The organism is Streptomyces sp. NPDC127117 (assembly GCF_042677325.1).
GTDB lineage: Bacteria > Actinomycetota > Actinomycetes > Streptomycetales > Streptomycetaceae > Streptomyces.
In genome coordinates this window covers 1-24,310 of record NZ_JBHXTM010000022.1, presented here as the reverse complement: position 1 = coordinate 24,310, position 24,310 = coordinate 1, and the positions used below count along the sequence as shown (strand labels likewise).

Annotated in this window: 19 protein-coding genes; 6 read left to right on the top strand and 13 right to left on the bottom strand. The window is 70.6% G+C overall.

Going from position 1 to position 24,310, the window contains the following annotated elements; all coding sequences use genetic code 11:
• Positions 1 to 108: 108 nt before the first annotated feature.
• The 3 genes from ACFVH0_RS20425 to ACFVH0_RS20415 form a co-directional block, all read right to left on the bottom strand.
• Positions 109 to 1,035: a carbohydrate ABC transporter permease gene (locus ACFVH0_RS20425; RefSeq protein ID WP_385822021.1), complete on the bottom strand. Its 927-nt coding sequence runs from the start codon at positions 1,033 to 1,035 to the stop codon at positions 109 to 111.
• Entirely contained in the window at positions 1,035 to 2,066 is a 1,032-nt protein-coding gene (locus ACFVH0_RS20420) for a carbohydrate ABC transporter permease (protein WP_385822019.1), read from the bottom strand. The genes ACFVH0_RS20425 and ACFVH0_RS20420 overlap by 1 nt, the downstream gene beginning before the upstream one ends.
• Before the next feature lie 90 nt (positions 2,067 to 2,156).
• A complete protein-coding gene (locus ACFVH0_RS20415; RefSeq protein WP_385822017.1) occupies positions 2,157 to 3,539 on the bottom strand; it encodes an extracellular solute-binding protein in 1,383 nt (460 codons plus the stop codon).
• A gap of 231 nt (positions 3,540 to 3,770) precedes the next feature.
• Here ACFVH0_RS20415 and ACFVH0_RS20410 point away from each other — a divergent pair, with 231 nt between their 5' ends.
• Positions 3,771 to 5,582 carry a hypothetical protein gene (locus tag ACFVH0_RS20410; RefSeq protein ID WP_385822014.1) on the top strand — a complete coding sequence of 604 codons (1,812 nt, stop codon included), beginning with the start codon at positions 3,771 to 3,773 and terminating at the stop codon, positions 5,580 to 5,582.
• Between the two features lie 159 nt (positions 5,583 to 5,741).
• On the opposite strand, the gene ACFVH0_RS20405 is transcribed toward ACFVH0_RS20410, so the two are convergent.
• Together ACFVH0_RS20405 and ACFVH0_RS20400 are read right to left on the bottom strand one after the other, a co-directional pair.
• Entirely contained in the window at positions 5,742 to 6,923 is a 1,182-nt protein-coding gene (locus ACFVH0_RS20405; RefSeq protein ID WP_385822012.1) for a family 16 glycosylhydrolase, read from the bottom strand.
• 143 nt (positions 6,924 to 7,066) lie between these two features.
• Positions 7,067 to 7,615, bottom strand: a complete 549-nt coding sequence (locus ACFVH0_RS20400) for an IclR family transcriptional regulator C-terminal domain-containing protein (RefSeq protein WP_385822010.1) — start codon at positions 7,613 to 7,615, stop codon at positions 7,067 to 7,069.
• A 525-nt stretch (positions 7,616 to 8,140) separates the two neighbouring features.
• Between ACFVH0_RS20400 and ACFVH0_RS20395 the strand changes: the two genes are divergently transcribed.
• Complete coding sequence (locus tag ACFVH0_RS20395) at positions 8,141 to 9,286, top strand: PP2C family protein-serine/threonine phosphatase (protein WP_385822008.1); 1,146 nt, start codon at positions 8,141 to 8,143, stop codon at positions 9,284 to 9,286.
• A 34-nt stretch (positions 9,287 to 9,320) separates the two neighbouring features.
• Here the strand turns inward: ACFVH0_RS20395 and ACFVH0_RS20390 are convergent, their stop codons facing one another.
• Together ACFVH0_RS20390 and ACFVH0_RS20385 are read right to left on the bottom strand one after the other, a co-directional pair.
• Positions 9,321 to 10,526 carry an aromatic acid exporter family protein gene (locus ACFVH0_RS20390; protein WP_385822006.1) on the bottom strand — a complete coding sequence of 402 codons (1,206 nt, stop codon included), beginning with the start codon at positions 10,524 to 10,526 and terminating at the stop codon, positions 9,321 to 9,323.
• 82 nt (positions 10,527 to 10,608) lie between these two features.
• The gene (locus tag ACFVH0_RS20385) at positions 10,609 to 11,562 is read right to left on the bottom strand and encodes a glycosyltransferase (RefSeq protein WP_385822004.1); all 954 of its coding nucleotides are present in this window, start codon (positions 11,560 to 11,562) and stop codon (positions 10,609 to 10,611) included.
• A gap of 419 nt (positions 11,563 to 11,981) precedes the next feature.
• On the opposite strand from ACFVH0_RS20385, the gene ACFVH0_RS20380 reads away from it, so the two are divergent.
• On the top strand, positions 11,982 to 12,497 hold the full coding sequence (locus tag ACFVH0_RS20380) for a hypothetical protein (protein ID WP_385822003.1): 516 nt from the start codon (positions 11,982 to 11,984) through the stop codon (positions 12,495 to 12,497).
• A 70-nt stretch (positions 12,498 to 12,567) separates the two neighbouring features.
• Here the strand turns inward: ACFVH0_RS20380 and ACFVH0_RS20375 are convergent, their stop codons facing one another.
• Positions 12,568 to 13,956: an MFS transporter gene (locus ACFVH0_RS20375; RefSeq protein ID WP_385822001.1), complete on the bottom strand. Its 1,389-nt coding sequence runs from the start codon at positions 13,954 to 13,956 to the stop codon at positions 12,568 to 12,570.
• Between the two features lie 287 nt (positions 13,957 to 14,243).
• Here ACFVH0_RS20375 and ACFVH0_RS20370 point away from each other — a divergent pair, with 287 nt between their 5' ends.
• The gene (locus ACFVH0_RS20370; RefSeq protein ID WP_385821999.1) at positions 14,244 to 15,230 is read left to right on the top strand and encodes an alpha/beta hydrolase; all 987 of its coding nucleotides are present in this window, start codon (positions 14,244 to 14,246) and stop codon (positions 15,228 to 15,230) included.
• A 370-nt stretch (positions 15,231 to 15,600) separates the two neighbouring features.
• Here ACFVH0_RS20370 and htpG read toward each other — a convergent pair whose 3' ends face one another.
• The 5 genes from htpG to ACFVH0_RS20345 all read right to left on the bottom strand — a co-directional run bounded on the left by htpG (position 15,601) and on the right by ACFVH0_RS20345 (position 20,585).
• Positions 15,601 to 17,532: a molecular chaperone HtpG gene (gene htpG, locus ACFVH0_RS20365; protein ID WP_385821997.1), complete on the bottom strand. Its 1,932-nt coding sequence runs from the start codon at positions 17,530 to 17,532 to the stop codon at positions 15,601 to 15,603.
• A 123-nt stretch (positions 17,533 to 17,655) separates the two neighbouring features.
• Positions 17,656 to 18,459 carry an SDR family NAD(P)-dependent oxidoreductase gene (locus ACFVH0_RS20360; protein WP_385821995.1) on the bottom strand — a complete coding sequence of 268 codons (804 nt, stop codon included), beginning with the start codon at positions 18,457 to 18,459 and terminating at the stop codon, positions 17,656 to 17,658.
• 67 nt (positions 18,460 to 18,526) lie between these two features.
• Positions 18,527 to 19,309, bottom strand: a complete 783-nt coding sequence (locus ACFVH0_RS20355) for an SDR family NAD(P)-dependent oxidoreductase (protein WP_385821993.1) — start codon at positions 19,307 to 19,309, stop codon at positions 18,527 to 18,529.
• Entirely contained in the window at positions 19,266 to 19,997 is a 732-nt protein-coding gene (locus ACFVH0_RS20350; protein ID WP_385821991.1) for a GntR family transcriptional regulator, read from the bottom strand. Before ACFVH0_RS20350 ends, ACFVH0_RS20355 begins: the two co-directional genes overlap by 44 nt.
• Before the next feature lie 33 nt (positions 19,998 to 20,030).
• Positions 20,031 to 20,585 carry a VOC family protein gene (locus ACFVH0_RS20345; RefSeq protein WP_385821990.1) on the bottom strand — a complete coding sequence of 185 codons (555 nt, stop codon included), beginning with the start codon at positions 20,583 to 20,585 and terminating at the stop codon, positions 20,031 to 20,033.
• Between the two features lie 138 nt (positions 20,586 to 20,723).
• Here ACFVH0_RS20345 and ACFVH0_RS20340 point away from each other — a divergent pair, with 138 nt between their 5' ends.
• Together ACFVH0_RS20340 and ACFVH0_RS20335 are read left to right on the top strand one after the other, a co-directional pair.
• The gene (locus ACFVH0_RS20340; RefSeq protein ID WP_385821988.1) at positions 20,724 to 22,922 is read left to right on the top strand and encodes a thiamine pyrophosphate-dependent enzyme; all 2,199 of its coding nucleotides are present in this window, start codon (positions 20,724 to 20,726) and stop codon (positions 22,920 to 22,922) included.
• 37 nt (positions 22,923 to 22,959) lie between these two features.
• Positions 22,960 to 24,282 (top strand): 2-oxo acid dehydrogenase subunit E2, encoded by a 1,323-nt coding sequence (locus ACFVH0_RS20335; protein WP_385821986.1) that lies wholly within the window; start codon positions 22,960 to 22,962, stop codon positions 24,280 to 24,282.
• Positions 24,283 to 24,310: the final 28 nt, after the last annotated feature.

The window sequence follows — 24,310 nt, the reverse complement described above, 5'->3', positions numbered from 1 at the left end:
CGTCGGCTGTACCCCGGCGGAGCACACCGGCCCGTATGCCGTCGGCGCGCACCGCTGTCGCCGTCGGCCGGCGCGGACGGGGATCCGCACCGGTGCCCGGGTTGTGCCTCATCCCTTGAGGCCGGTGAAGCCTCCCCCGCCGCGGACGATCTGCCGCTGGAAAATCAGGAACAGCACGACCGGGGGCAGGATGGCGAGCAGCATCCCGGCGATGAGCAGCGACTGTTCCGCCGTTTCCGCGAGGCGCGGCAGCGCGGCGGAGATGGGCTGCTTCTCGGTGTCCGGGATGACGATCAGCGGCCAGAGGAAGTCCTTCCAGGAGTTCATGACCGTCAGCAGGGTCACCACCGCGAGGATCGGCTTCGACATGGGCAGCACGATCCGGCGGAAGATGGTGAACGGCCCCGCCCCGTCGACCTTGGCGGCCTCGAAGAGTTCGCGCGGGATGCCGTCGAAGAACTTCATCACGATCAGCACGGTGAAGGCGCTGGCCGCGTGCGGCAGCCAGACGCCCCAGGGGCTGTTGGCGAGGGAGATGCCGAGGCCCGGCAGGTCGAGCACGGTGAGGTAGAGCGCCACCAGGGAGATGGAGCCGGGGATGAACAGGGTGGCGAGCACCATCCACCGCACGGGCGCCGCCCACTTGGGGCGCAGCACGGACAGTACGTAGCCGCCGGTCGTGGCGACGAGAAGGTGCGCGACGACCGAGCCGGTGACCAGGACCACGGTGTTCCAGAGGTACTGGCCGACCTGGAGTTCGCTCCAGGCGCGGGAGAGGTTGTCCCACTGCGCGTGGTCGGGCCAGAGCGCCAGCGGATCGCGCAGCAGCTCCTGGGTCGGTGAGACGGCGCCCTTGAACGTCCAGTAGAGGGGCGCCGCTCCGAAGGCGAGCAGCAGCAGGAGCGAGAGGGTCTGCACGGAGCGGAGCGAGAAGCGTACGGAGGTCCGTCGCCGGTCGGCGCCGGAGATGAGTCCGCGTGCGCTCTCCTCGGGGCGGCCGGCGCGGCGGGTGTGAAGGGGGGTCTGTACGGCCATCAGTTGCTCCAGCTCCTCGTCGCCCGCAGATAGATCGCCGAGAGCACGCCGAGCACGAGGGCCAGCATCACGCTGAGCGCGGTCGCGGCTCCGAAGTCGCCGTTCTGGAAGGCGTAGTTGTAGATCAGCATCAGGATGGTGAGGGTGGAGTCCTCCGGGCCGCCGTCCGTCATCACGAAGGGTTCGGTGAAGATCTGGAGGGTGCCGATGATCTGGAGCAGCAGCATGATCAGGATGACCCCGCGCAGCGAAGGCAGGGTGATGTGCCAGATCCGGCGCCAGATGCCCGCGGCGTCGATCTCGGCGGCCTCGTACAGTTCGGTCGGTACGGAGCCGAGCGCCGCCAGATAGATGATGACCGTGGAGCCGAAGCCGGCCCAGGTCGCTTCCAGCACGATCGACAGCATGGCGGTGTCGGTGGACTGGAGCCAGGGGTACGGGCCGAGGCCCACATGGGCCAGCAGCTGGTTGAACAGCCCGGCGTCCGGGTCGTAGAACACCTTCCACAGCAGGACCGACACGACCGGCGGGATCGCCACCGGCAGGTAGGCGAGGATGCGGAACAGGGTGCCGCCACGCCGCAGTTCGGAGATGAGCACGGCGAGGAAGAGCGGCACCGGGAAGCCGATCACCAGGGCGAGCACGGCGAACAGCGCAGTGTTCTTGACGGCCGTCCACAGCAGCGGGTCGTCCAGCACATGCTTGAAGTTGTCCAGGCCCACCCAGGTGGCGGGGTCGACCAGATTGGTCTGCTGGAAACTGAGCTGCACGCTCTGGACGATCGGCCACCACGAGAAATAGGCGAAGCACAGCACCATCGGCAGGCCGAACAGGATGGTGGTGACGCCTCCTTGCCTGACCCAGCGGACGAGGCGTTCCGCCGGGCCGCCGCGGTGCGGGGAGGCGGTGCGCGGCGGCCCGTCGGGGGTCCGCGGCCGGTCCGCGGAGGGGTCGACGGAACGTTGTTTCTTCGTCCGGTCCTTCTGGGTGCGGTTCCCGGCGGGCGCCGCAGGCGCTTGTGACCTGCTCATTGACGTCTCCTCGCCTCTCCTCGTGCTGTGCTCACTGCCTGATGTCCGGACGCTCCGCTGCCGGAAGGGGTACTGGCGCCGTCAGCGGCACTAGTTCTGCGCCCGCTCCACCTGGGACTTGACCTGTGCCGCGGCCTTCTTCAGCTGCTCCGCCGGGTCGGCGTCCTGGCGGGTCAGTACGGCCTGTACGGCGCTGTCGAGCGCCTTGTAGACGTTCTGCGCCTCGACGGGCGGCTCGATGAGCAGCTCGTAGTCGCCGAGCGTGCTGCTGTACGGGGCGAAGTTCCCGACCGGCACATTGGCCTGCTTGTCGACCGCGGCCTGGACCGGGTCGGCGATGGCCGGCTTGTAGAACGGGACGCTCGGCACCCCGATGACTGCGCCGTCCTTCTTCTTGGCCACCGCGTCCTTCTCGGCGAGCGCCACGTCGTACTTGGTGGAGAGGTAGTAGAAGTCGATGAACTTCGCCGCGGCCTCGCGCTGCTGCGCGGTGGCCCTGGGACTGATCACCGCGATGGTGCCGCCGGCCAGGGTCCGCTTGTTGCCGCCGTCGACGGGCATCGCGCCGAGGCCGATGGTCTTCGGGTCGCCCTTGTACTGCTGGACGTAGTGGCCGACCATGCTCGGTCCGGCGATCGTCATGCCGATCTTCCCGGCGGAGAAGTCCTTCTCCATGTCGGTGATGTTGCGCAGCTGGTTCCTGCCCATCGAGTCGTCCCTCCAGCGCATGTCCTTCAGCGCCTTCAGCGACTTCTCAGCGCCGCTGCCGGAACGGTCGAAGGTGTTGGCCCACTTGCCGCCGGACTGCTCCTGCATGCTGTCGCCGAAGGAGTACGCCATCGCGGTCAGCATCCAGCCGCCCGTATTCTCCTTGGTCATCTGCGCGTAGCCGGCGGCGCCGGTCTTCTCGCTGATCGCCTTGGCCGCCGTACGGACCTCGGACCAGGTGGCCGGCGGCTTGTCCGGGTCGAGTCCGGCCTTCTCGAACAGGTCCCGGTTGTAGACCAGGCCGAGGGCGTACTCCTCGGTCGGGATGCCGTAGAGCTTGCCGTCCACGCCCTTCGCGGCCCCGAGCGCGACCTCGTTGAAGTCCTCGCTGTGCTTCAGCGCCTTGAAGTCGGCGGTGAGATCGGCGATCTGCCTGCGCTTGATCAGGCCCGACATCTCGGTGAGCGGCACCCGTACGACCGTCTCCAGGCTGCCGCCGCCGACCTTCGTCTGGAAGCTCTGCTGGTCGTACTGGTACTCGTTCGTCTTGATCTTGATCTTGGGGTTGGCCTTCTCGAATTCCGCCACCCGCGCGTCGAACGTCTTGAGCGCGGCCGCGTTGGTGGCGGGCGGGCGCCCGGAGACGGTGATCGTCACCGTGCCGTCGCCCGCCGCGTCACTGCCGGAACCGGAACACGAGGCAAGCACGCAGACGAGCGCACCCGCGGTGACGCCCGTCAGGGCGATGCGCAGGGAGGGTCTCATCGGGGACTCCATTCAGGGGCAGACCGGAAACCGGCTGGAAAGCGTTTTCCAGCCGGGGTCACCTTGCACCGCCCGATATCGCCGCGTCAATGGGTTTGGTGCGGGCTTCTGGCCCGGAGCCCAACGTATGCCTCTTGCCGCAGCGTAGACGTCGGCTTAGCCTCTGGAAAACGTTTCCCAAGCGTTTTCCGAAGATCGTCGGCCCGACGATCGCGAGCTGGAGGACATCCCGTGCACCCTGCCTGGTCGGCCGCCGAGTACGATCGCGCCCTGCTGCGAGCGGCCCTCGCCGAGGGCGATCGCCGCTGGGACGCCGAAGCGAACCTGCTGCAGGTCGAAGCCCCGTACAACCCCATCCACACGAACATCAAGGGCGGCCCCGCGCACCCCACCCGCAACTCCCTGCACTACGCCCTGCTACTGCTGGAACGGGACGGCGAGGGCGACGCCGAACGCGCTCACTCGGTGATCCTGCGGATCGCCGGGCTCCAGGACCGGTCGCCCGAGAACGCCACCTACGGGATCTGGGGCTACTACGCCGAGGAGCCGGCGGCGCAGATGGTCCCGGCCGACTGGAACTGGGCGGACTTCCTCGGCATCGCGCTGCTGCTGGTGCACGCCCGCCACGGCGACACCCTGCCGGCCGAGGTCCGCCACGAGCTGCGGGAGTCGCTGCGGCACGCGGCCGCCTCGATCGTCCGCAGGAATGTCCACCTGACGTACACCAACGTCGCCGTGATGGGCACCTTCGTGACGCTCGCCGCCGGGAAACTCCTGGACGACGAGGAGCTGTTCGCGTACGGCAAGGACCGCATGGTGCGGCTCACGCGGGCCATCGACAGCACCGGCAGCTTCACCGAGTTCAACAGCCCGTCCTACTGGGGCGTCGTGCTCCAGACCCTGACCCTGATCAGGGAGCACGTCGACGACGAGGAGGTGCTGGAGCTCAACGACCGGCTGCACGACCGGCTCTGGCTGCACTTCCTGGCCCGCTGGCACCCGCCGACCCGTCAGCTCTCCGGCCCGATGGCCCGCTGCTACAGCAACGATCTGGGGGTGCCGCCGTTCCTGGCGAAGGCCGTGCGCGGGGAGCTCGGCGCGCCGGTGCCCAGCCCGGTCCGGGGCGAGATGTCGACCGGGCTGGACTCCTGCGTGGACTACCGGATGCCCGACTGGGTACTGCCCCGGCTGCGGGAACTGGAGGGCGAGCGCGAGCACCGCGAGCTGTTCACCGAGGCCCCGTCCCCGGAGACGGGCACCACCTGGCTGGACGCGGTCACCACCCTGGGCAGCGTGAACCATCAGGACACCTGGCTGCAGCGGCGTCCGCTGTTCGGCCACTGGGTCCGTCCGGACGGGACCTCCGGGCATCTGCACGTCCATCTGATGAAGGACGACGGGGCGGAGGACTTCGACTTCGCCTCGGGCGTGCTCTCGACCGTGCAGAGCGGTCCGCATGTGGCCTGGCTGGCGGGATTCGCCTGCCCGGCGGGCGACCGGCACCACCACCTCGACATGATCGAGCCGGGCGACCGGTTCCGGGCGCGGTCGCTGCGTCTGGTGGTGGACGCGATCGGCGCGCCGCCCTTGGCGCAGCCGACCACGATCGACGGCGGCGTCGAACTCGACCTGGGTACGGCCCGGCTGGACTTCAGGCTGGCCGGCGGCGCGTTCGGCGGCCGTACGCCGACGGCCCGGCTGGTGCCGCGCGCCGACGGGGTGCGGATCGAGGTGGTGCTCTTCGAGAGCGCGACCCCGGCCGAGCTGGACTGGGCGGAGCTCGGCGACACCTTCGCGGCCGGAACCCTGTCCCTCGTGGCGGCCGGCCCGCGACAGGACGCCGATCCCGCACCGGATCCCGAGGTGACCGCGGACGGAGACCACGCCGAGGTGCGCTGGACGACCCCGCGGGGGCACCGGCTCACCGTGCGCGGCGGCCGGACGGTCGTCTCCCGCGAGGAGCACGCCGCACTGCATTCCGCGACGCTGGACGGCGCCGCGCCGCCGTCGCCCCGCCTCTCGGATTCACTGCTCGTTTTGTGACGCACCGTCCACAGCCGGCCGCGTGGGCGACCCGCGGCCGGCTGTGTCCGTGTGAGCGCACCTCACAACCGCCCCGTACCCGGCGGCAATTCGTGCAGCGAGGTACGGGGGTGGGTGTGCTGCTCCGCGGTGTGCGTGTTCAGCCGGCCCGGCCGGTGGTCACCGGCGCACGAACTTCACCGCGTCGGCGTGCACACACCCGGTGCCGCTCGCGGTGAGGGAGACGGCGGCGCCGGTGCCCTCGGCGTACGACCGGGTGCCGAGGGAGGTCCAGCCGGAGCTGCCGGTGCGTTCGTCGAGGGTGCTCGTGGTCACCGTCCCGTTGTTGTCGAGTGCGACGCGGGCGGCGGGGTCACCGCCGGGAGTGGCCGTCTTGCGCAGGAAGACCTCGTACGTTCCGGCGGAGCGCAGGCGGGGCCGCCAGGTCGCCGTGGCGCCTGCCTCGCAGGCGTAGACCATCGGCGAGTCCTTCGTCCATCCGGAGAGCGAACTGCCCGACCAGGCACCGGTGGTGGAGTAGCCGTAGGCGGCGGGGCCGTCGTTGTCGACGTAGTAGTCGCGCTGCCAGTAGCGGACGTAGTCGAACTGCATCGAGGACGGCAGTTCGGTCGTGTCCGGCACGGTCCCGTAGGCGATGGAGGTGAGCCAGACGGCGGTGTAGTCGTGCGTCCACTGACCGGGGGTGTAGGCGGCGGTGTACTTCAGGGTGCCGTCGAGGTAGAACTTCACACCGCTCTCGGACCAGTCGATCCCGTAGGTGTGCCACTGCCGCAGGTCGAGGCCGCTGTCGTAGGTGCCGGAGCCGTAGTGCACGGGGCCGGTGGAGCCCGACCCCTTCCAGCTGTGCACATTGTGGGCGAGCTTGGTCGGGTCGACCGAGTCGATCTCGAAGCCGTCGACCTCGGTGCGCTGGTCGGCGGGGAACGTGGTGCTGCCGTCGCCGCCCATCAGCCAGAACGAGGAGTGCCAGCCGCTGCCGTCGTTGATCCGGGCGCGGGTCTCGTAGTAGCCGTAGCGCAGCCGCTGCTTGCTGACCACTCCGCCGCCGGTGAACTCCTTGCCGGCGTAGGTCTCCTTCTTCAGGTTGATGCTGAGGCTGCCGCCCGACTCGGTGACGTTCTCCTTGCGCTGCGCGCTGTAGGCCTTCACATCGGTGCGGAAGTTCCACTTGCCCGCGTCGACGGTGGTGTCGTTGAACTCGTCGCCGAAGGCGAGCGTCCAGCCGTCACCGGGTGGGGATGTCTCGGCGGCCGTGGCCTGCGGGGTGATCCCGCCGGCCAGGGCCAGCAGTCCGGCGGCCACGACTGCGAGCGTGCGCGGGGTGCGGGTCGTTCTCTTCATGCCGTAGTCCTTCGTCGTCCGACGGTCCGATTGCCGTGCCACGCACTCAAGTTGCGCAACTCGGATGCGCAATGCAGGAAGAGTGTCCATATGTTGAAGGTCCGTCAAGCCTTCGCGCAGCCCGTTCTGCAGATTCGTCCCACTCAAGGGCTGCCGCAGTCGCAATACACGAACGACGATCCCGCATGTTGCAACTTGGATTCACCGAGGTGTGCACAGCGTCCGATCAGGGTCGGAGCCAAGACAGCGCGGTCGTGGGCAAGCAAGGGCGCGACCGCGGCGCGGACGGACAACGGAGGACGGACAACGGAGGACGGAGGACGGAGGACGGAGGAGAGGCTTGTCGTATCCATCGCGGAGAGCGATCCGGAGACGGAGATCGAGGCGTGGATCCGCCCCGACCGGTCCCGGACGGGCGCGGCGAGGCAGGCCCGGCCGATGGCCGGCTCCTCCACCTCGGTCGCGTACCCGCGCGACCGCACCTCGTCGAGCGAGTCGAACAGCGCGTCGACGGCGGTCAGGGTCGGGGTGTACGCGGGGTGGTGCGCGCCCATCAGCGCGCGCACCTCGCCGGCGGCCGGGCCGGAGGGCAGGGCCTTGCCCATGGCGGTCGAGTGGAGCGGGGCCGTGAGGCCGGTGAGGGCGCAGGAGCGCGGGGCCGACGGTCCCCCGAAGTGGCAGAGGCAGAACATCACGCCCCCGTGGCGCCCGGCGGCATTGACGCCGAGACCACGTCATGGGCGAGGTTCTGTGCGCTCTGCCGGGCCGCGCGACGGACGGGCGACTGGTTGAGCGCGATCCCCCGGCATGGTGACGACGCGCGGGCCGAGACGGAGCGGTCCGCTGCGTTCGTCGCGTACGAGATGACCGGGCTGTTCGAGCGCTCCGGCAGGCCGCGAGACGGTGGACTGACCCAGTCCCGTCAGTCCGACCGGCTCGGAGTGCGGCGCTCCGGCCGTTCATCGGTGAAATGCCCGAACAGGGACAGGGCCCTCTCCACGCTCTGCGCACCGGCTTCCGCGATCCGAGACGTTCCATCCACATGGTGGCTGTCATATAGGCGGCGCCTGGTCGTGGTGGGATCCGGCGGACCGCCGGAGCCGGCGTCCTCGTGTGCTCCGGCGCGGTGTCCGGCCCGCTGTCACGGGAGATCCCGGCCGACCCGGCGATCAACCGTACGAGGAGCGGGGACGGGCCGAGTGAGGTATCCCGGAAGCATGGCTTCCCCACGGTTCCTGGAGTCGATCCGTGAGTCCCGAAGGCGCAGGAACGCGCTCGTGGCGACGCCGTTCGCGCTGATCGCCGCCGTCACCGTGGTCGATGTCATCGCGCCGCCGGATGTCCATCTCGGTCCGTTCCTGGTGGCGGCGCCCGCGCTGGCCGCCTCGTTCTCCGGGCCGCGCATGACCGCCTTCGTCGGTGTGGTCGCCGTGCTGGCACAGTCCCTGGTGGCCGTCGCACGTACGAGTCTCAACGACCTCAACCACACCTACCAGATCATCGCGCTGGTCCTCATCTCCGTGTTCGTCACCTTCTTCGCCCATCTGAGAGTCCGTGACGAGCGGGCCGTGACCCAGCTGCGTTCGGTGGCCGAGGCGGCGCAGCGCGTGGTGCTGCGTCCGCTGCCCGGGCGGAGCGGCCCGCTGCGCATCTCCTCGGTCTATCTGGCGGCGGAGGCGGAGGCGCAGATCGGCGGCGACCTCTACGCCGCCGCCCGCACCATGGGAGGCACCCGGCTGATCATCGGCGATGTGCGCGGCAAGGGGCTCGCCGCGATCGGTGAGGCGGCGAGCGTGCTGGGTGCCTTCCACGCGCTCTCCCGCCAGCGGTGGCCGCTGCCCGATCTGGTGGCCCAGCTGGAGACGAGCATCGCACCCGACCCCGACGAAACCGGCACCGCCGACGCGGGCACAGGCAGGGACGGGGAGGACGACCCGGACCTCGCGGAGTCGTTCGTCACCGCGGCCGTGCTCGACATCCCCGACGACGCCGACGAGATCCGCCTGGTCAGCTGCGGTCATCCGCCGCCGCTCCTGCTGCGGGCGGGTGAGGTGATCCCGCTCGATGTGCGCACGCCGGCCCCGCCGCTCGGTCTGACGCGCCTCGTGATCACCGAGCACACCGCGGAGACGTTCCGCTTCGAGGCCGGTGACACCCTGCTTCTGTACACCGACGGCGTCATCGAGTCCCGGGACCGGTCGGGGCGCTTCTATCCCCTGCGGGAACGGGCCGCCTCGCAGTTCGGTTCGGGCCCCGAAGCGCTGCTGGAGTCCCTGTGCTCCGATCTGCTGCACCACGCGGGCGGTCGCCTGGGGGACGATGCGGCGCTGGTCGCCATCGAGCGCCTGCCGCGCTCCGGATGACGCTCCGGGCCGCCACGTGCGCCGCGCGGTCGGCTCAGCTCTGCCCGGTGCCCAGGCGGCGTGACACGGAGCGCAGCCAGGGGTGACGTTCGTGGAGCTGCGCGGAGCGCCGGTCGAGCTCCTGGCCCAGGCGTTCCGTGCGCTTGTCGATGTCGAGCTCGTCCAGGATCCGGTCGATCTCGGCGAGCAGCGCCCCGTGCAACTGCCACTGCCGGGGATGTTCCTGGACGTCTTCGAGGAGCAGATCGGCCACCCGGTCCCTGGTCGCGCGGCTGACGGCAAGGGCGTCGGCCAGCCGGGCCTCCGCGTCCTCGGCGTTCTCCGCGAGCGGGGTGGTGATCAGCTCGGAGAAGCTCTCGACGGCGTCGGCCAGCTGCCCGAACAGCTCGGTCAGGGATTCGGCCACGTCGGCGGGGAACAGCGTTTCGTCGGTACGGGCCTTGGCCAGGTCGGTCAGCGTGCGCGACAGGACCCGCAGTACCACGGCGCAGATCTCCAGCGTGTCCAGCCCGGTGCGGAGCACGACCCGGTACAGCAGTCCCTGCCGGACCCGCGGATTGAGCGTGAGGCTGTCCTCCGCCTGCCGCAGCGAGGCGTCGACCTCCACGATGTCGTGGTCGAGGCGCCGGGCCGCGTGCAGCCGGTCGGCCGCCCGCTCGACGGAGATGTGCCCGCCCACGTCCGCTCCCGTCGCGCGGAGCATCCCGCCCAGCTCACGGGCCAGACCGTCGATGGAGGCGCCCGCGGGCTGCACCCATACGGGAGGCGCCAGGAGCAGGTTGAACAGCAGCCCCACTCCCGCGCCGATCAAGGTCTCCAGCACCCGGTCCCAGGCGGTCGAGGCGACCTGCGAGACGCCCAGCACGAGCATCGCGCTGATCGCGACCTCGGGCACGAACTCACCGACGCGCACCAGCCGCCCGATGATCAGCGAGGCGAAGATCGTCAGCCCGAGGCTCCACCAGTTGAGGCCCACCAGCGCGGTGAACGCGCTGGCGATGAGCACCCCGACCACGACGGAGTTCACCCGGCGGATCCCCGTGGTGAGGGTCGCGTAGAGGGTGACCTGTACGACGAGGAGCGCGGTGAGCGGGGCCGTGAGCGGTGCGGGATGGGGCAGGGCCCACACCGCCACGACATAGGCGATGACGGCGGCCGCCGTGGAGCGCAGGGTCTGCGCTCCGACGGGCTCGGTCGTCCGCCGGACGAGCTCGATCACGGGTGCGGATACTCGTGCCATCTCCTTCCCATGCCCGCCCGTGCGCGAGGCGGGCGCCCCGCTCCGGCGACGCCCTCCGTACGGGGGACGCCGTCCGCCGGGGTCAGGGGGCGAGGGTGTCGAGCAGTTCCGTGACCGTGGCGGTGGAACGCATCTCGTCGGCCAGGTGCCCGGCCCGGGCCCGGAACGACGGTTCCTTGAGGATCAGCTCGGTGGCCGCGCGGATGCCCCGTACGTCGTCCGGGCCCAGCACCGCCGGCTCGTCCACCGGGGCGCCGCTCGGGGTGACCACCATCCCCACCCCCGCGTCGGCCACCAGCCGGGCGTTCACCGGCTGGTCGGCGAAGAGGGGAACGCAGACCAGCGGGACACCGGCCGCCAGGGCGCCGTAGACCGTTCCGGATCCGCCGTGGCAGACCACGAGGGAGGCACTGCGCAGGATGTCCGCCTGCGGCACCCACTGCTCCACCCGGACATGGGGCGGCAGCGGTCCGAGGTCGGCCGCCTCGACGAGGTGCCCGGTGGTGAGCAGCACCCGCACCGGCAGGTCGCTCACCGCCTCGACGAGCGCCCGGTACAGGCCGACCGCGGTCGGCATGGCACCCGCCTCGGTGCCCAGGGTGAGGTTGACCAGTGGCTGCTCCGCTCCGCCCGACCGGTCCGGCAGCGCACCCGGCCGAAGGGTTTCGTGGTAGCGGTGGGTCGCGGCGTACTGCGAGGGGTCCAGGGAGGCCGGGAGGCGGGTCAGGTACGGGGTGGCGAGGAGCCGTTCCGTGATGCCGGTCGCGTACGGTTCGAACACGGGGGTCATGAGGGAGTCGGTGGACCGGATGAACTCCGCGGCGCAGACCGCGACCCGCAGCCGCGGGATCCCGAGCCGCTCGGCGGCCACCACCGACGCGAACTCGTACGCCTCGTGCACAACGAGGTCGGGCCGCCAGTCGCGGCATGCCTCCTCCAGCGCGGGAAGCATCGCGGCGATCCCGAGCCGGCCGAACACCTCCGTGACCATCATCGCGACCCCGTCGTCCGGGGACAGCGCCAGCACGCGCTCCATGGTCGCCGCGAGCTCCTCCTGGGGTGGCTCCCCGCCGATGCGGTACGGCTGTTTCCTGGACGCCAGTAACGATTCCAGTGCCGGCGGGGCGACGACGAGGACATCATCACCCCGTGCCGTGCACGCGTCGATGAGGGGGACAAGCGGGTGAAAGTGGCCCGATCCGCGGGTCGAGGCAAAAAGTACACGCATGGGACAGAGCCTAGGGATGCTCATCTGCCGCCCACAGGACCGCTTTCCGCCTGATTTCGGCGCGATTCCGGCGCCTCTTCGATGTTTGTGCGGTGCGGCCTCCGGGGCACCCCGGAGGCCGCCGCCCGTTGTCACACCCCTGTGCCAGGCTCCTTCACGGACGTCGTCAGGTGCCCCCCCCTTCTCAGGACCGGCCGCAGCGACGGGTTGCCGAAGGAGCGCACATCATGTCCGGCACCGACGCCGTCCGTACATCACTGGCAGCCATCGCATCGCTGCTCGCTCCGGCCCATCCGGGCCCCGGTGAGCGGGTGTTGCTCGCTCACCACGATCCCGAGCGCTATGTGAGCACGTATGCGGCCCGGTTGGCGAACCGGGGCATCGACGGGCCCGTACCGGACCTCGCCCGGACGGCGCTCCTCGATGCCCTGGACGAGTACCGGTTGCTCGCGGAGTGCGACTGGAAGGAGCAACCCGCCGGGATTCGGTCCCGGTTGGAGAAGCTGGCCTCCCGGCCCTCCGTGGACCCCTGGGTGTTGTTCGGGGCCCGCGACATGCGTCTGCGGACGGCTGCGTTCCTGGAGACCTGCGGTCGCCACTACCGGGACGTCGGCGCGACGCTCGCCGTGCTCGACACCGATTCGGACTGCTACCCGGTGGTGTGTCTGCGGGCCGCGAGGGCCGGGGAGCTGACCGCACTCGCCGGCCCTGCGGGCACAGCGGTACGGCTCCTCGGAGCCTGAGCCGCCCCTCGTCCGCCTCCGGCTGTCCGGTTCGTGCCCGGTCGGCCCGCCCCGGCGCAGCCCGCCCGGCTCACGCGCCGCGGGCCCGGGCGGCGAGCACGGCAGCCAGGATGCCGGGCACGAGCAGCAGCCCGAAGGCGGCGGCGTAGCCGACGTGGTCGTTCGAGCCGCCGCTCAGGAAGGCGTTGAAGGCGGCGGAGGCGACGCCCAGGACCAGGATCTGACCCAGGTTCTGGTTGGTCTGCATCGCGCTGCTGGCGTAGCCCTGCCGGCCGGTCGGGGCGTGAGCCAGGGACAGCACGGTGAGGGACGGGGCGAGCAGACCCATGCCGGTCGCCGCGACGACCATCGACGACGCGGCGGTGACCGCCGGCATTCCGGGCAGCGACCCGACGGCGGCGATCACGATCGCCACCACCTGCACCAACGCCCCCACCAAGACCAGACGGTGACGCGGTGTCCGCTCCGGCAGGCGGCCCTGCACCCAGGAGGAGGCGGCCCACGCCACTGCGGCGCCGGTGAAGGCCAGACCGGTCACGACGGGGGCCACGTCCCGGTCAATGACCAGCATCAGCGGCACGAATGCCTCCAGCGTGAAGAACACACCCGAACTCAGCCCGCGCAGCAGCACGGTGGCGGGCAGTCCGCGCACGGCACGCCAGGTGCCCGCCGGCAGCAGCCGGGAGGCGAACAGCACCATCAGCGCCAGTCCCGCCACCGCGAACAGCAGATGGCGCGTGTCCCAGCCCGATACGCCGTACTGGCCCAGCGCCGCGCCCACGCTCACCGCCACCGCGATCGTCAGGGCGGGACGCGGGGTCTTCTCCTCGGACAGCGCGGGCGCGGCCTTCCAGGAAGGTCCGTTCAGCACGGCCACGACCGCCAGCGCCGGAAGCGCCGTCAGAACCGCCAGGCCGTAGAACACCGCACGCCAGGACCACCACTCGGCGACCAGCCCCGCCAGCGGGGGGCCGACCAGTGACGGAATGACCCAGCAGGCGCTCATCAGCGCCAGGGCGCGCGGCTGGAGCCGCTCCGGATACGCCTGGCCGATCGCGGTGTTGATCGCCACCGCGACCATCCCGCCCGCCACACCGTCCACGAAGCGCCCTGCGGCCAGTTGCCAGATCGAGGTGCTGGCGGCCGAGACCAGCAGGGTGACCACGGCCAGCACCATGCCCGCCGCCAGCGGACGATTGGCCCCCGCACGGTCCGCCCAGTGACCGCCCAGCACCCCGCCCAGCAGACTCGCGGCCACGAAACAGCCCGCCACCAGCGGGAAGAGCGACACCCCGTCCAGATCCCGGGCGGCCGTCGGGAGCGTGGGCACCACGGCCAGGGCGGCGAGGCCGGTCAGGAACATCACCGCCGCGAAGCTGGAGGTGGCCGCCGCGTACGTCCGGGAGAAGATGCCCTCGGCATCCTCGGACCGCAAGGGCGGAAGATCTGCTGCCTTCATCCGATTGGCGCCACCCGGCGTGACCGGTTCCGTGGATGTCGTGTGCGGGTCGCGCGATGGGCTCTTCGGGGCATCAGTCACAGGCGCACAAGCTATGTCGGCCGTACGACCGCGTGCCACTCGTTTTCCGCGTGCCCCGCCACCCCGGGGACCGGCCGGCGCCACCGTCGGTTTGCCGGAGCGGCAACAGCGCTCGCGTGGGCCCCGGCATCCGTCGCATGATCGGGGCCACGCATCGGATCCGCGCGACGAATCGCGGGTCCGCAATCGAAGGATCGGGAGGATCCATGTCGCAGCCCGCCCGGGTCACGGACCTCAGGCACCGTACGGTCCCCTCTCCCGCCGGCCGGATCCACCTGGTGGAGCAGGGCGTCGGGCCGCTGGTGCTGCTGGTGCACGGGTTTCCGGAATCCTGGTACTCCTGGCGCCGCCAATTGCCGGTGCTGGCCGCCGCGGGGTACCGGGCGGTCGCCATGGACGTGCGGGGTTACGGGCGTTCCTCCAGGCCCGAGTCCGTCGACGCGTACCGGATGCTCGACCTGATCGAGGACAACGTCGCCGTGGTGCACGCGCTCGGCGAGGAGACCGCGGTGATCGTCGGGCACGACTGGGGCTCGACGATCGCCGCCGACTCGGCCCTCGTCAGGCCGGACGTCTTCCGCGCGGTGGGTCTGCTGAGTGTTCCCTACGCTCCGCCGGGCGGGCCACGCCCCAGCGAGGTATTCGCGGGAATGGGCGGGGACGAGGAGTTCTACGTCTCCTACTTCCAGGAGCCCGGCCGGGCCGAGGCCGAGATCGAGCCGGACGTCCGGGGGTGGCTCGCGGGCATCTATGCCGCGCTGTCCGCCGACACCATGCCCGCACCGGACGCACCCGATCCGCACTTCGTGCGGCGCGGCGGAACAATGCGCGAGCGGTTCCCCGCCGGCCGGCTGCCCGCCTGGCTCGGCGAGGAGGAACTGGACTTCTACGCCGCGGAGTTCGAGCGAACCGGAATGGGCGGGGCGCTGAACCGGTACCGGAACATGGACCGGGACTGGACTGACCTCACCGATTTCCACGGCGCGCCCATCACCCGGCCCGCCCTGTTCATCGGCGGCGGCCTCGACGCCTCGACCACCTGGATGTCCGGGGCGATCGCGGCGTACCCGACGACCCTGCCCGCGCTGGTTTCCTCGCACATCCTCGAAGGCACCGGCCACTGGATCCAGCAGGAACGCAGCGAGGAGGTCAACAGCCTCCTGACCGGCTGGCTCGGCACTCTGCCCCGCTGAAGCCGGCACGGTCACGGCCCGGGTGCGCTGCACGGCGGCCGGGAAGCGGACCGGAGCGCCGGGGAAGGGGGCCGACCCTCGGGGAGTCGGGGCGCAGCCGGGCCACTGCCCGTACTTCGATCCTCGCTCCGGACCGCCTGGTCCGCATCCCGGTGCGAGACGGTTCGGAGTCCTCGCGGTTCCGGGCCGGCTCCGGCGGGTCCGGGCGCCGGGGCGGCTGCCGGTGCGGGCCGGCCCCGGGGCCGCGCGGCGGATCCGCGTCCGGGCGGGAAGAAGGCGGTGGGCCGCGCCTCTGCCGTGCGAGGCGCGGCCCACCGTGAAGCGTCCGCCGTTCTGCCGCCGTCGGTGCGGATTCACCGACGGCGGGGGTTCACAGGGTGCGTTCGAGGCGGTCGGCCATCAGCCTGACGAAGCGCGACGGGTCGCTCAGTTCGCCGCCCTCGGCGAGCAGCGCCAGGTCGTGGAGCAGTTCGGCCGTCTCCTGGAGTCCGGTGCCGTCGCTCTCGCCTCGTTCGGCGTGTGCCCGGTTGAGGCCGCTGACCAGCGGGTGCTCCGGGTTGAGTTCGAGGATGCGCTTGACCTGGGGAATCTCCTGGCCCATGGCCCGGTACATGTTCTCCAGGGCCGGTGTCACGTCGTGCGTGTCCGAGACGATGCAGGCGGGCGAGACGGTGAGGCGGGAGGAGAGACGTACCTCCTTGACGGTGTCGCTCAGCCGGTCCGTCATCCAGCCGAGCAGATCCGCGTACTCCTGCTGCCGGCCCTCGCGCTCGGTGGCCGCCTCCTTCTTCTCCTCCTCGGTCCCGAGGTCGACCTCGCCCTTGGCGACGGACCGCAGCTTCTTGCCGTCGAACTCCGGCTCGGCCTCGACCCACACCTCGTCGACGGGGTCGGTCAGCAGCAGCACCTCGACACCCTTGGCCCGGAACGCCTCCATGTGCGGGGAGTTCTCGATGGCCTGACGGGACTCGCCGGTCAGATAGAAGATGTGCTCCTGGCCGTCCTTCATCCGCTCCACGTACTGCCGCAGCGTGGTCGGCTCGTCCTTGTCGTGGGTCGTGGCGAAGGACGAGACCCCGAGGATGGTCTCGCGGTTCTCGAAGTCGCTCAGCAGCCCTTCCTTGAGGACACGGCCGAACTCCCGCCAGAACGTGGCGTACCGCTCCGGCTCGGCGGACATCATGTCCTTGACCGTCGACAGGACCTTCTTCGCCAGCCGCCGGTGCATCAGCTGGATCTGGCGGTCCTGCTGGAGGATCTCGCGCGACACGTTGAGCGACAGGTCCTGCGCGTCCACGACGCCCTTGACGAAGCGCAGGTACGGCGGCATCAGCGCTTCGCAGTCGTCCATGATGAAGACGCGCTTCACATAGAGCTGGATGCCCCGCTGGTACCCCTGCATGAACAGGTCCTGGGGCGCGTGCGACGGGATGAAGAGCAGTGCCTGGTACTCGAAGGTGCCTTCCGCCTGAAGGCGGATGGTCTCAAGAGGGGCACTCCAGTCGTGGCTGATGTGCTTGTACAGCTCGTGGTACTCGTCGTCGGTGACCTCGTCGCGCGAGCGCGCCCACAGTGCCTTCATCGAGTTGAGCGTCTCGGGCTCGCGCGGGGCGTCGTCGGCCTCTTCCGCACCGTCCGTGCCCTCCGCGGCCTCGGGAGCCATCCGGACGGGCCAGGTGATGAAGTCCGAGTAGCGCTTGACGATCTCCCTGATCTTCCACGGGGAGACGTAGTCGTGGAGCTGGTCGTCGGTGTCCTCCGGCTTGAGATGGAGCGTGACGGAGGTCCCCTGGGGAGCGCTGTCGACGGTCTCGATCGTGTACGTGCCCTCGCCGGACGACGTCCACCGGGTGCCCTGGCTCTCGCCCGCGCGCCGGGTCAGCAGCGTGACCTCGTCGGCGACCATGAAGCTGGAGTAGAACCCGACGCCGAACTGACCGATCAGCCCGTCGGCCGCGGCGTTCTCCTCGGCCTCCTTGAGCTCCCGCAGGAACTTCGCGGTGCCCGAGTTCGCAATGGTCCCGATGAGCTGGACCACTTCGTCGTGAGACATCCCGATGCCGTTGTCCCGCACGGTCAGCGTGCGGGCCTGCCGGTCGGTCTCGATGGCGATGTGGAGGTCGGACACGTCCGCGTCGAGCGAGTCGTCGCGCAGTGCTTCGAGTCGCAGCTTGTCGAGCGCGTCGGAGGAGTTGGAGACGAGTTCGCGCAGGAACACGTCCTTGTTCGAGTAGATCGAGTGGATCATCATCTGCAGAAGCTGGCGCGCTTCCACCTGAAACTCGAACGTCTCAGTGGGCATAATCCGTGATTCCTTCTCAGGTCCGCGGTCGTGGATCTGGCCTGAGCACTTTAGATCAGCCGGTGATCACCGCGGGCCACTACCCCGAAGCCCACGGTTTCCACGGCACCGCCCGGTGCCCGGTCAGCCCTGCGTCACCGCGTAGCCGTCGGCCGTCCAGCCGCCGTCGCTGACGAGCACCTGGCCCGTGATGTTCGCGGACACCCCGGAGGACAGGAACAGGGCGAGATTGGCGATGTCCTGCGGGGTGCCGAGGCGGCCGCGCGGGGTGCGGCGGCGCAGCGCCCGGGTGTCCAGTCTCCCGGCGTCGGAGAGCCGGGTCAGCAGGTCGGTCTCGACGTATCCGGGTGCGAGCGCGTTGACCCGGATGCCGGACGGGGCCCACTCGACGGCCAGGACCTTGGTGAGCGCGGCGACGGCGGCCTTGGTCGCGCAGTACGCCGCGCGCTCGGGGCCGGCGGTCACCCCGTACATCGACGAGGTGGTGAGGATGACGCCTCCGTCGCCCTCGCGCATGATGCGGGCGGCGGCGCGCGCGCACACGAAGACCCCGGTGAGATTGACGTCCAACGCGGTGTTCCAGCGGTCCAGTCCGAGATCGAGGGAGGGCGCGTTGGCGGAGACACCGGCGTTGGCGACCATGACGGACAGCTCTCCCGTCCGGGCGGTGAACTCGGTGAGTGCGGCCGTCACCGCGTCCTGGTCGCTCACCGGGGCCGTGGCCGTCGCGATCACCTGATCGGGGTGGCGCGCCGCCAGTGCGGGCCGCACCCGGTCCAGTTCGTCGCCGTCGATGTCGATCAGCAGCACATGGCATCCGGCGCGGGCGAAGGCGTCGGCCATCGCCAGGCCCAGGCCGCGGGCGGCGCCCGTGACGCATACGGAGCTGCCGCTCAGGTCGGGGTAGATCGCCGCTTCGGTCGTCATGTTCGGTTCCGTCACCACTTGCTCCGCCGTGCTCTCCGTCGTGCTCTGCCCTGTTGTTCCCGGTCGTTCAGATCATGTGCATGCCGCCGTTCACATGGATGACCTCGCCCTGCACGAAGCTCGCGGCGGGCGAGCAGAGGAAGGTGACCACGGAGGCGACTTCCTCCGGCCGGCCCAGGCGGCCCAGCGGGGTGGTGGCGAGCGCGGTGTCGCCGCGGTCCGCGACGTAATCACGGGTCATGGGGGTCTCGATGATGCCGGGCGAGACCATGTTGATCCGTGCCTTGGAGCCGAGTTCCCAGGCCAGGCTGCGGGAGAAGGCGAGCAGCGCGCCCTTGGTCGCCGCGTAGTGCGCGTGCCGGACGCTGCCTCGGTGACCGGCCATGGACGTCAGATTGACGATGCTGCCGCCCTCGTTGAGGTGGGGCAGGACGGCACGGGTGAGGTAGAAGACACCGTTGAGGTTGACCGAGATGACGGTGTTCCACTGCTCGTCGGTCATGTCGGCGACGGCCTGCTCCGGGTAGATTCCCGCAGCGGGTACGAGGAAGTCGACCGAGCCGAACGTCTCGACAGCGGCGGCGACGAAGGCGTTGTTGCTCTCCGGCGAGGCCGCGTCCAGGACGCGGGTGATCACGGTGGCGCCCGTGGGGTCGAGCGTCGCGGCGAACTCCGCCAGTGCCCCGGCGTTCAGATCGCCGAGCACCAGGTTGGCGCCGGCCGTGTGGAACTGGCGGGCCACCTCGCGGGCGATGCCGCCGCCCGCGCCGGACAGGAGGAGGGTCCGGCCCTCGAAGGGGCGGGCGTCAGTCCGCGGGGCCTGCTGCGTCTGCTGTGTGGTCGTTGTCATGGTCTTCCTCTGTGAACAGTTCGGGATGCTGGGCCAGTTCGAGCCGGGTGCGGCGGATGTGGCCGGTGAGAAAGCGTTCGGCGTCGACGATGTCGGCCCGCTTGATCGCGTCGATGATCAGGCGGTGTTCGGCGTGGATCAGTTCCCAGCCGCTGTCGCCCGCGAGCCGGGCGAAGGCTCGGCGGTAGTGCTGGGTGGTGTTCCAGAACCGGTCGACCATGGCGGTGATCTGGGCGACGCGGCATCCGGAGTAGGTGAGCAGGTGGAGCCGCCCGTCGAGGGCCAGGAAGCGGTCCACGTCGGTGGTGAGCTCGATCTGCCGCGCGATCGTCTCCAGTTCGGCGACCTGCTCGGCGGTCAGATGCGGGATGCTCTCGGCGAGGGCGAGCGGTTCAAGGCGTTCGCGGATCTTGTAGACGCCCTCGCACTCCGCCATGTCCATCCTGGAGACCCAGGCGCCGCTGTTGGACTTCACGACGGTCAGTCCCTCGGCCGCCAGTATCCGCAGGGCCTCGCGTACGGGCAGCCGGCTGGCGCCGAGCTGTGCGGCGACCTGCTCCTGCATGATCCGGGCGCCGGGGCGCAGTTCACCGCTGAGGATGGCGGCACGCAGATGGTCCGCGACGCGCTGGCTGGCGACGGCGGCGGCTCCGGACGGGCCGGATCCGGTGGTCGGACTGGGTGACATGGTTCTCCCTGGTGCGGTGGTGCGGCGGCGTGTTCAGACGGAAGGCTGCCACAGCAGTACCGGTGAGCCGGCCTCGTACCGCTTGCCGCCCGGGTAGGAGACCAGCTCCAGCTGCATCCCCCAGGGAGTGAGGAAGTAGACCCAGCGTTGCCCCTCGCTCGGGCCGGAGCTGGCCGTGGGTTCGCCCAGGATCCGTACGCCGTGCCGTCGCAGGTGTGCCACGGCGGCGTCGAGGTCGGTGACGTAGAAGGCGAGATGGTGGCCGCCGACGTCGCTGTTGCGCGGCGGCCGCGTCTCCTGTCCGGGGGCCTCGTACTCGAAGATCTCGAAGTTCGGACCGCCGGCGCACCGGAAGAAGCGCAGCTCGCGCATCACGGCACGCGGGTGGACGCCGAGGTGGTCGCTCATCCAGGTGCCGTCGGAACGGAACGGGCCGAGCGAGTAGACGTGCTCGCAGCCGATCACCTCGACGAAGAACCGGGTCGCCTCTTCGAGGTCGGGAACGGTGAAGCCGATGTGCTCGACGCCGGCCAGCCCGGGGAGTCCCCGCTCCCGGTCACCTGTGGAATGGATCCATCTATCCGCCATGCCTCACACAGTGCTCCGCCTCAGGCGCCGTAGTCAATGGTCACTCCCGAAATCTGAACGTAACGTTCCGGCAACGAGGTATTGGCTATGGATCCATTCACTGCGACAGTGCTCACCGAATCACACAGGAGAGTGCTCATGCCCACACACCGGAAACTGGCCCCCGCATCACCCTGGACCGAGGTGACGGCGACCAAGAAGGACTGGCACGGCGCGGACCCCCGGCTGCTGACCTCGATGTTCACCCAGACCCTGCTGATCAGGACCTTCGAGGAGTACGTACTCGACCTCGCGGGCCAGGGACTGGTCCACGGGCCGGCGCACTCCAGCATCGGCCAGGAGGGCGGCGCCGTCGGCTCCGTGCTGCCACTGACCGGCGCCGACTTCGTCGGCGGCTCGCACCGGGGGCACCACCAGTTCCTCGCCAAGGCACTGGGTCATGTCGCGCCCGGCGGCATCGACCTGCGCCGGCCCGTCGACGCGGAGGTGCGCACCGTCCTGCAGCGCAGCCTGGCCGAGATCTGCGGCCTGGCCAGGGGCTTCTGCCAGGGGCGCGGCGGATCCATGCATCTGCAGTGGCGCGAGGCCGGGGCCATGGGCACCAACGCGATCGTCGGCGGCGGCGTGCCGCAGGCCGCCGGGTTCGCCTGGTCGGCGCGACAGGCCGGTACCGATGCCGTCTCGGTCACCTACTTCGGGGACGGCGCCGTCAACATCGGCTCCGTGCTGGAGACGATGAACCTCGCCGCCGCCTGGAAACTGCCGGTCTGCTTCTTCATCGAGAACAACAAGTACGCCGTCTCGACCCACGTGGACGAGGCGACGGCCGAGCCCCGGCTGTCGGCGCGCGGGCTGGGCTTCAACATCCCCAGCTGGCGCGTGGACGGCATGGACCCGCTCGCCACGTACCTCGCCATGAGCGAGGCCGTGGACCACATGCGCGCCGGCGGCGGGCCGACCATCGTCGAGGCCGAGGTCTACCGCTTCTTCCACCAGAACGGCCCGTTCCCCGGCAGCGCGTTCGGCTACCGGACCAAGGACGAGGAGAAGGAATGGCGGGCCCGCGACCCGCTCGCCCTCCTATCGCGTCAGCTCGTCGAGAACGGCGTCCTGAGCGCCGAGGAGGTCGAGGAGTGCACCGCGCGCGCCAAGGCGGTCATGACCGCCATCGGCGACGAGCTGCTGGAGCCCGACCCCGACGGCAAGCCGGGCACTCGCCGCATCAGGCCCGCCGAATGGCCCGACCCGTCCTTCCGCGACGTCGGTGTACGGGGCGACCTGAGCGAGTTCGACGGCGTACGCCTCGCCGACACCGGGGCCGGCCCGGACGCGTTCCAGGGGCGCCTGGAGCAGCGGAAGTTCATCGACGTCGTGGCCGAGGTGATGAGCCGGCGCATGGCCGAGGACTCGTCGGTCGTCGTCATGGGCGAGGACGTGCACCGGCTCAAGGGCGGCACCAACGGCGCCACCAAGGGCCTGGCCGAGGCCCATCCGGACCGTGTCCTGGGCACCCCGATCAGCGAGAACGCCTTCGCCGGGCTGGCCGGCGGCATCGCGCTCGACGGCCGGTACAAGCCGGTGGTGGAGTTCATGTACGCCGACTTCATGTGGGTCGCGGCCGACCAGATCTTCAACCAGATCGGCAAGGCCCGGCACATGTTCGGTGGCGACGGACAGGGGTCCGGCGTCCCGCTCGTCCTGCGCAGCAAGGTCGCCATGGGCACCGGCTACGGCTCCCAGCACTCCATGGACCCGGCGGGAATCCTCGCCACGGCCCCCGGCTGGCGGATCGTCGCCCCGTCCACGCCCTTCGACTACGTGGGCCTGATGAACTCCGCGCTGACCTGCAAGGACCCGGTCGTCGTGCTGGAGCACACCGACCTGTACAACTCGGTCGGCCCGGGCCCGGTGGACGACCTCGACTACTGCCTGCCGGTGGGCCGGGCGGCGGTGCGCCGCACCGGTTCGCGGATCACCGTCGTGTCGTACCTCGCGATGACCAACTACGTCCTGGAGGCCGTCGAGCAGCTGGGCCTGGACGCCGAGGTCATCGACCTGCGCTGGCTGGACCGCGCCAGTCTCGACTGGGACACCCTCGGCGAGAGCATCCGCAAGACCAACAACGTGCTCATCGCCGAGCAGGGCCCCATCGGCACCTCCTACGGCGGCTGGCTGTCCGACGAGATCCAGCGCCGCTACTTCGACTGGCTCGACCAGCCGGTCGAGCGCGTCCAGGCCGGCGAGTCCTCGCCCAGCATCAGCAAGGTGCTGGAGCGGGCGGCGATCGCACGGACCGAAGAGGTCGTGGCCGCGCTCCAGCGGGTCACCGGGAACTGACCCTCCCCGTACGAGAGAACACCCAGGAGGGTTGATCATGGCAGAACTGTTCCGAATGCCCGCCGTGGCCGCCGATGCGGCAACGGCCGTACTGTCCGCCTGGCAGGTGGCGGAGGGGGCGTCGTTCACCAAGGACGACGCGCTGGTCTCCATCGAGACCGACAAGGCCGAGGTGGACGTGTCCGCCGAGCGGGACGGCGTGCTGCTCAAGGCGCTGTACGAGGCCGGCGTCGAGATCGAGGTCGGTGACCCGATCGCCGTACTCGGCGCCGTCGGCGAGCAGGCCGGTGACCTGGACGCGCTGCTGGCGGAGCTCGGCGTGGCCGCGCCCGGCGAGGCCCGGCAGGCGGTGCGCCGGGACGTGCCGGAGGAGCCGGTCGCGCCGGCGCCCTCCGACACTCCGGCGCCCTCCGCCGGGCCGGCGTCCGGCGGGCCGGATCGTGGCGGGCGGATCTTCAGCAGTCCGCTGGCCCGCAGGCTGGCCCGGGAGGCGGGCCTCGGCATCGAGGCCCTCACCGGCACCGGCCCCGGCGGCCGCATCGTCCGGCGCGACGTCGAGACCGCTGTCGCGGCCCGGCGGGCGCAGGCCACGGAGCCGCCCGCGGCCCCGGCACCCCCCGCGGGCGCCCCCGTAGCGCGGGCCACCACCCCCGCCGCGCCCGCCCCCGAAGCCGGCACCGGTGACCACGAGGACATCCCGCACACCCGGATGCGCCGTGCCATCGCCAGGCGGCTGACCGAGAGCAAGCAGCACACCCCGCACTTCTACCTGCGGGCGACCTGCGCGGTCGACGAACTGCTCGCCCTGCGCCGGCGGATCAACGCCGTCAGCCCGGTCAAGATCTCGGTCAACGACCTGCTGATCAAGGCCGTCGCCACGGCACACACCCAGGTGCCGGAGATGAACGCGGTGTGGCAGCCGGACGCCGTCCGCCGGTTCCGTACCGTCGATGTCTCGGTCGCCGTCGCCACCGACACGGGTCTGGTGACCCCGGTGCTGCGCGGGATCGAGGACCTGTCGGTGTCCGCGATCGCCACGCGGACCCGCGCGTTCGCGGAGCGGGCGCGCTCCGGGGGCCTGGTCCCCGCCGACCTCGAAGGCGGCTCGATCACCGTTTCGAACCTCGGCATGTACGGGGTCGAGGAGTTCGCCGCCATCATCAACCCGCCGCAGGCCGCGATCCTGGCCATCGGCGCCGCACGCGACGAGGCGGTGGTCCGCGACGGTGCGGTCACCGCGGCGAAGGTGCTCGGCGTGGTCCTGTCCGTGGACCACCGTCCGGTGGACGGCGCCGTGGCGGCACGCTGGCTCGCGGCCTTCACCGAGGCCGTGGAGAACCCGGTCCGGCTCGTCGTCTGAACCCATCCCGGCCGGGCCCCAACTCATG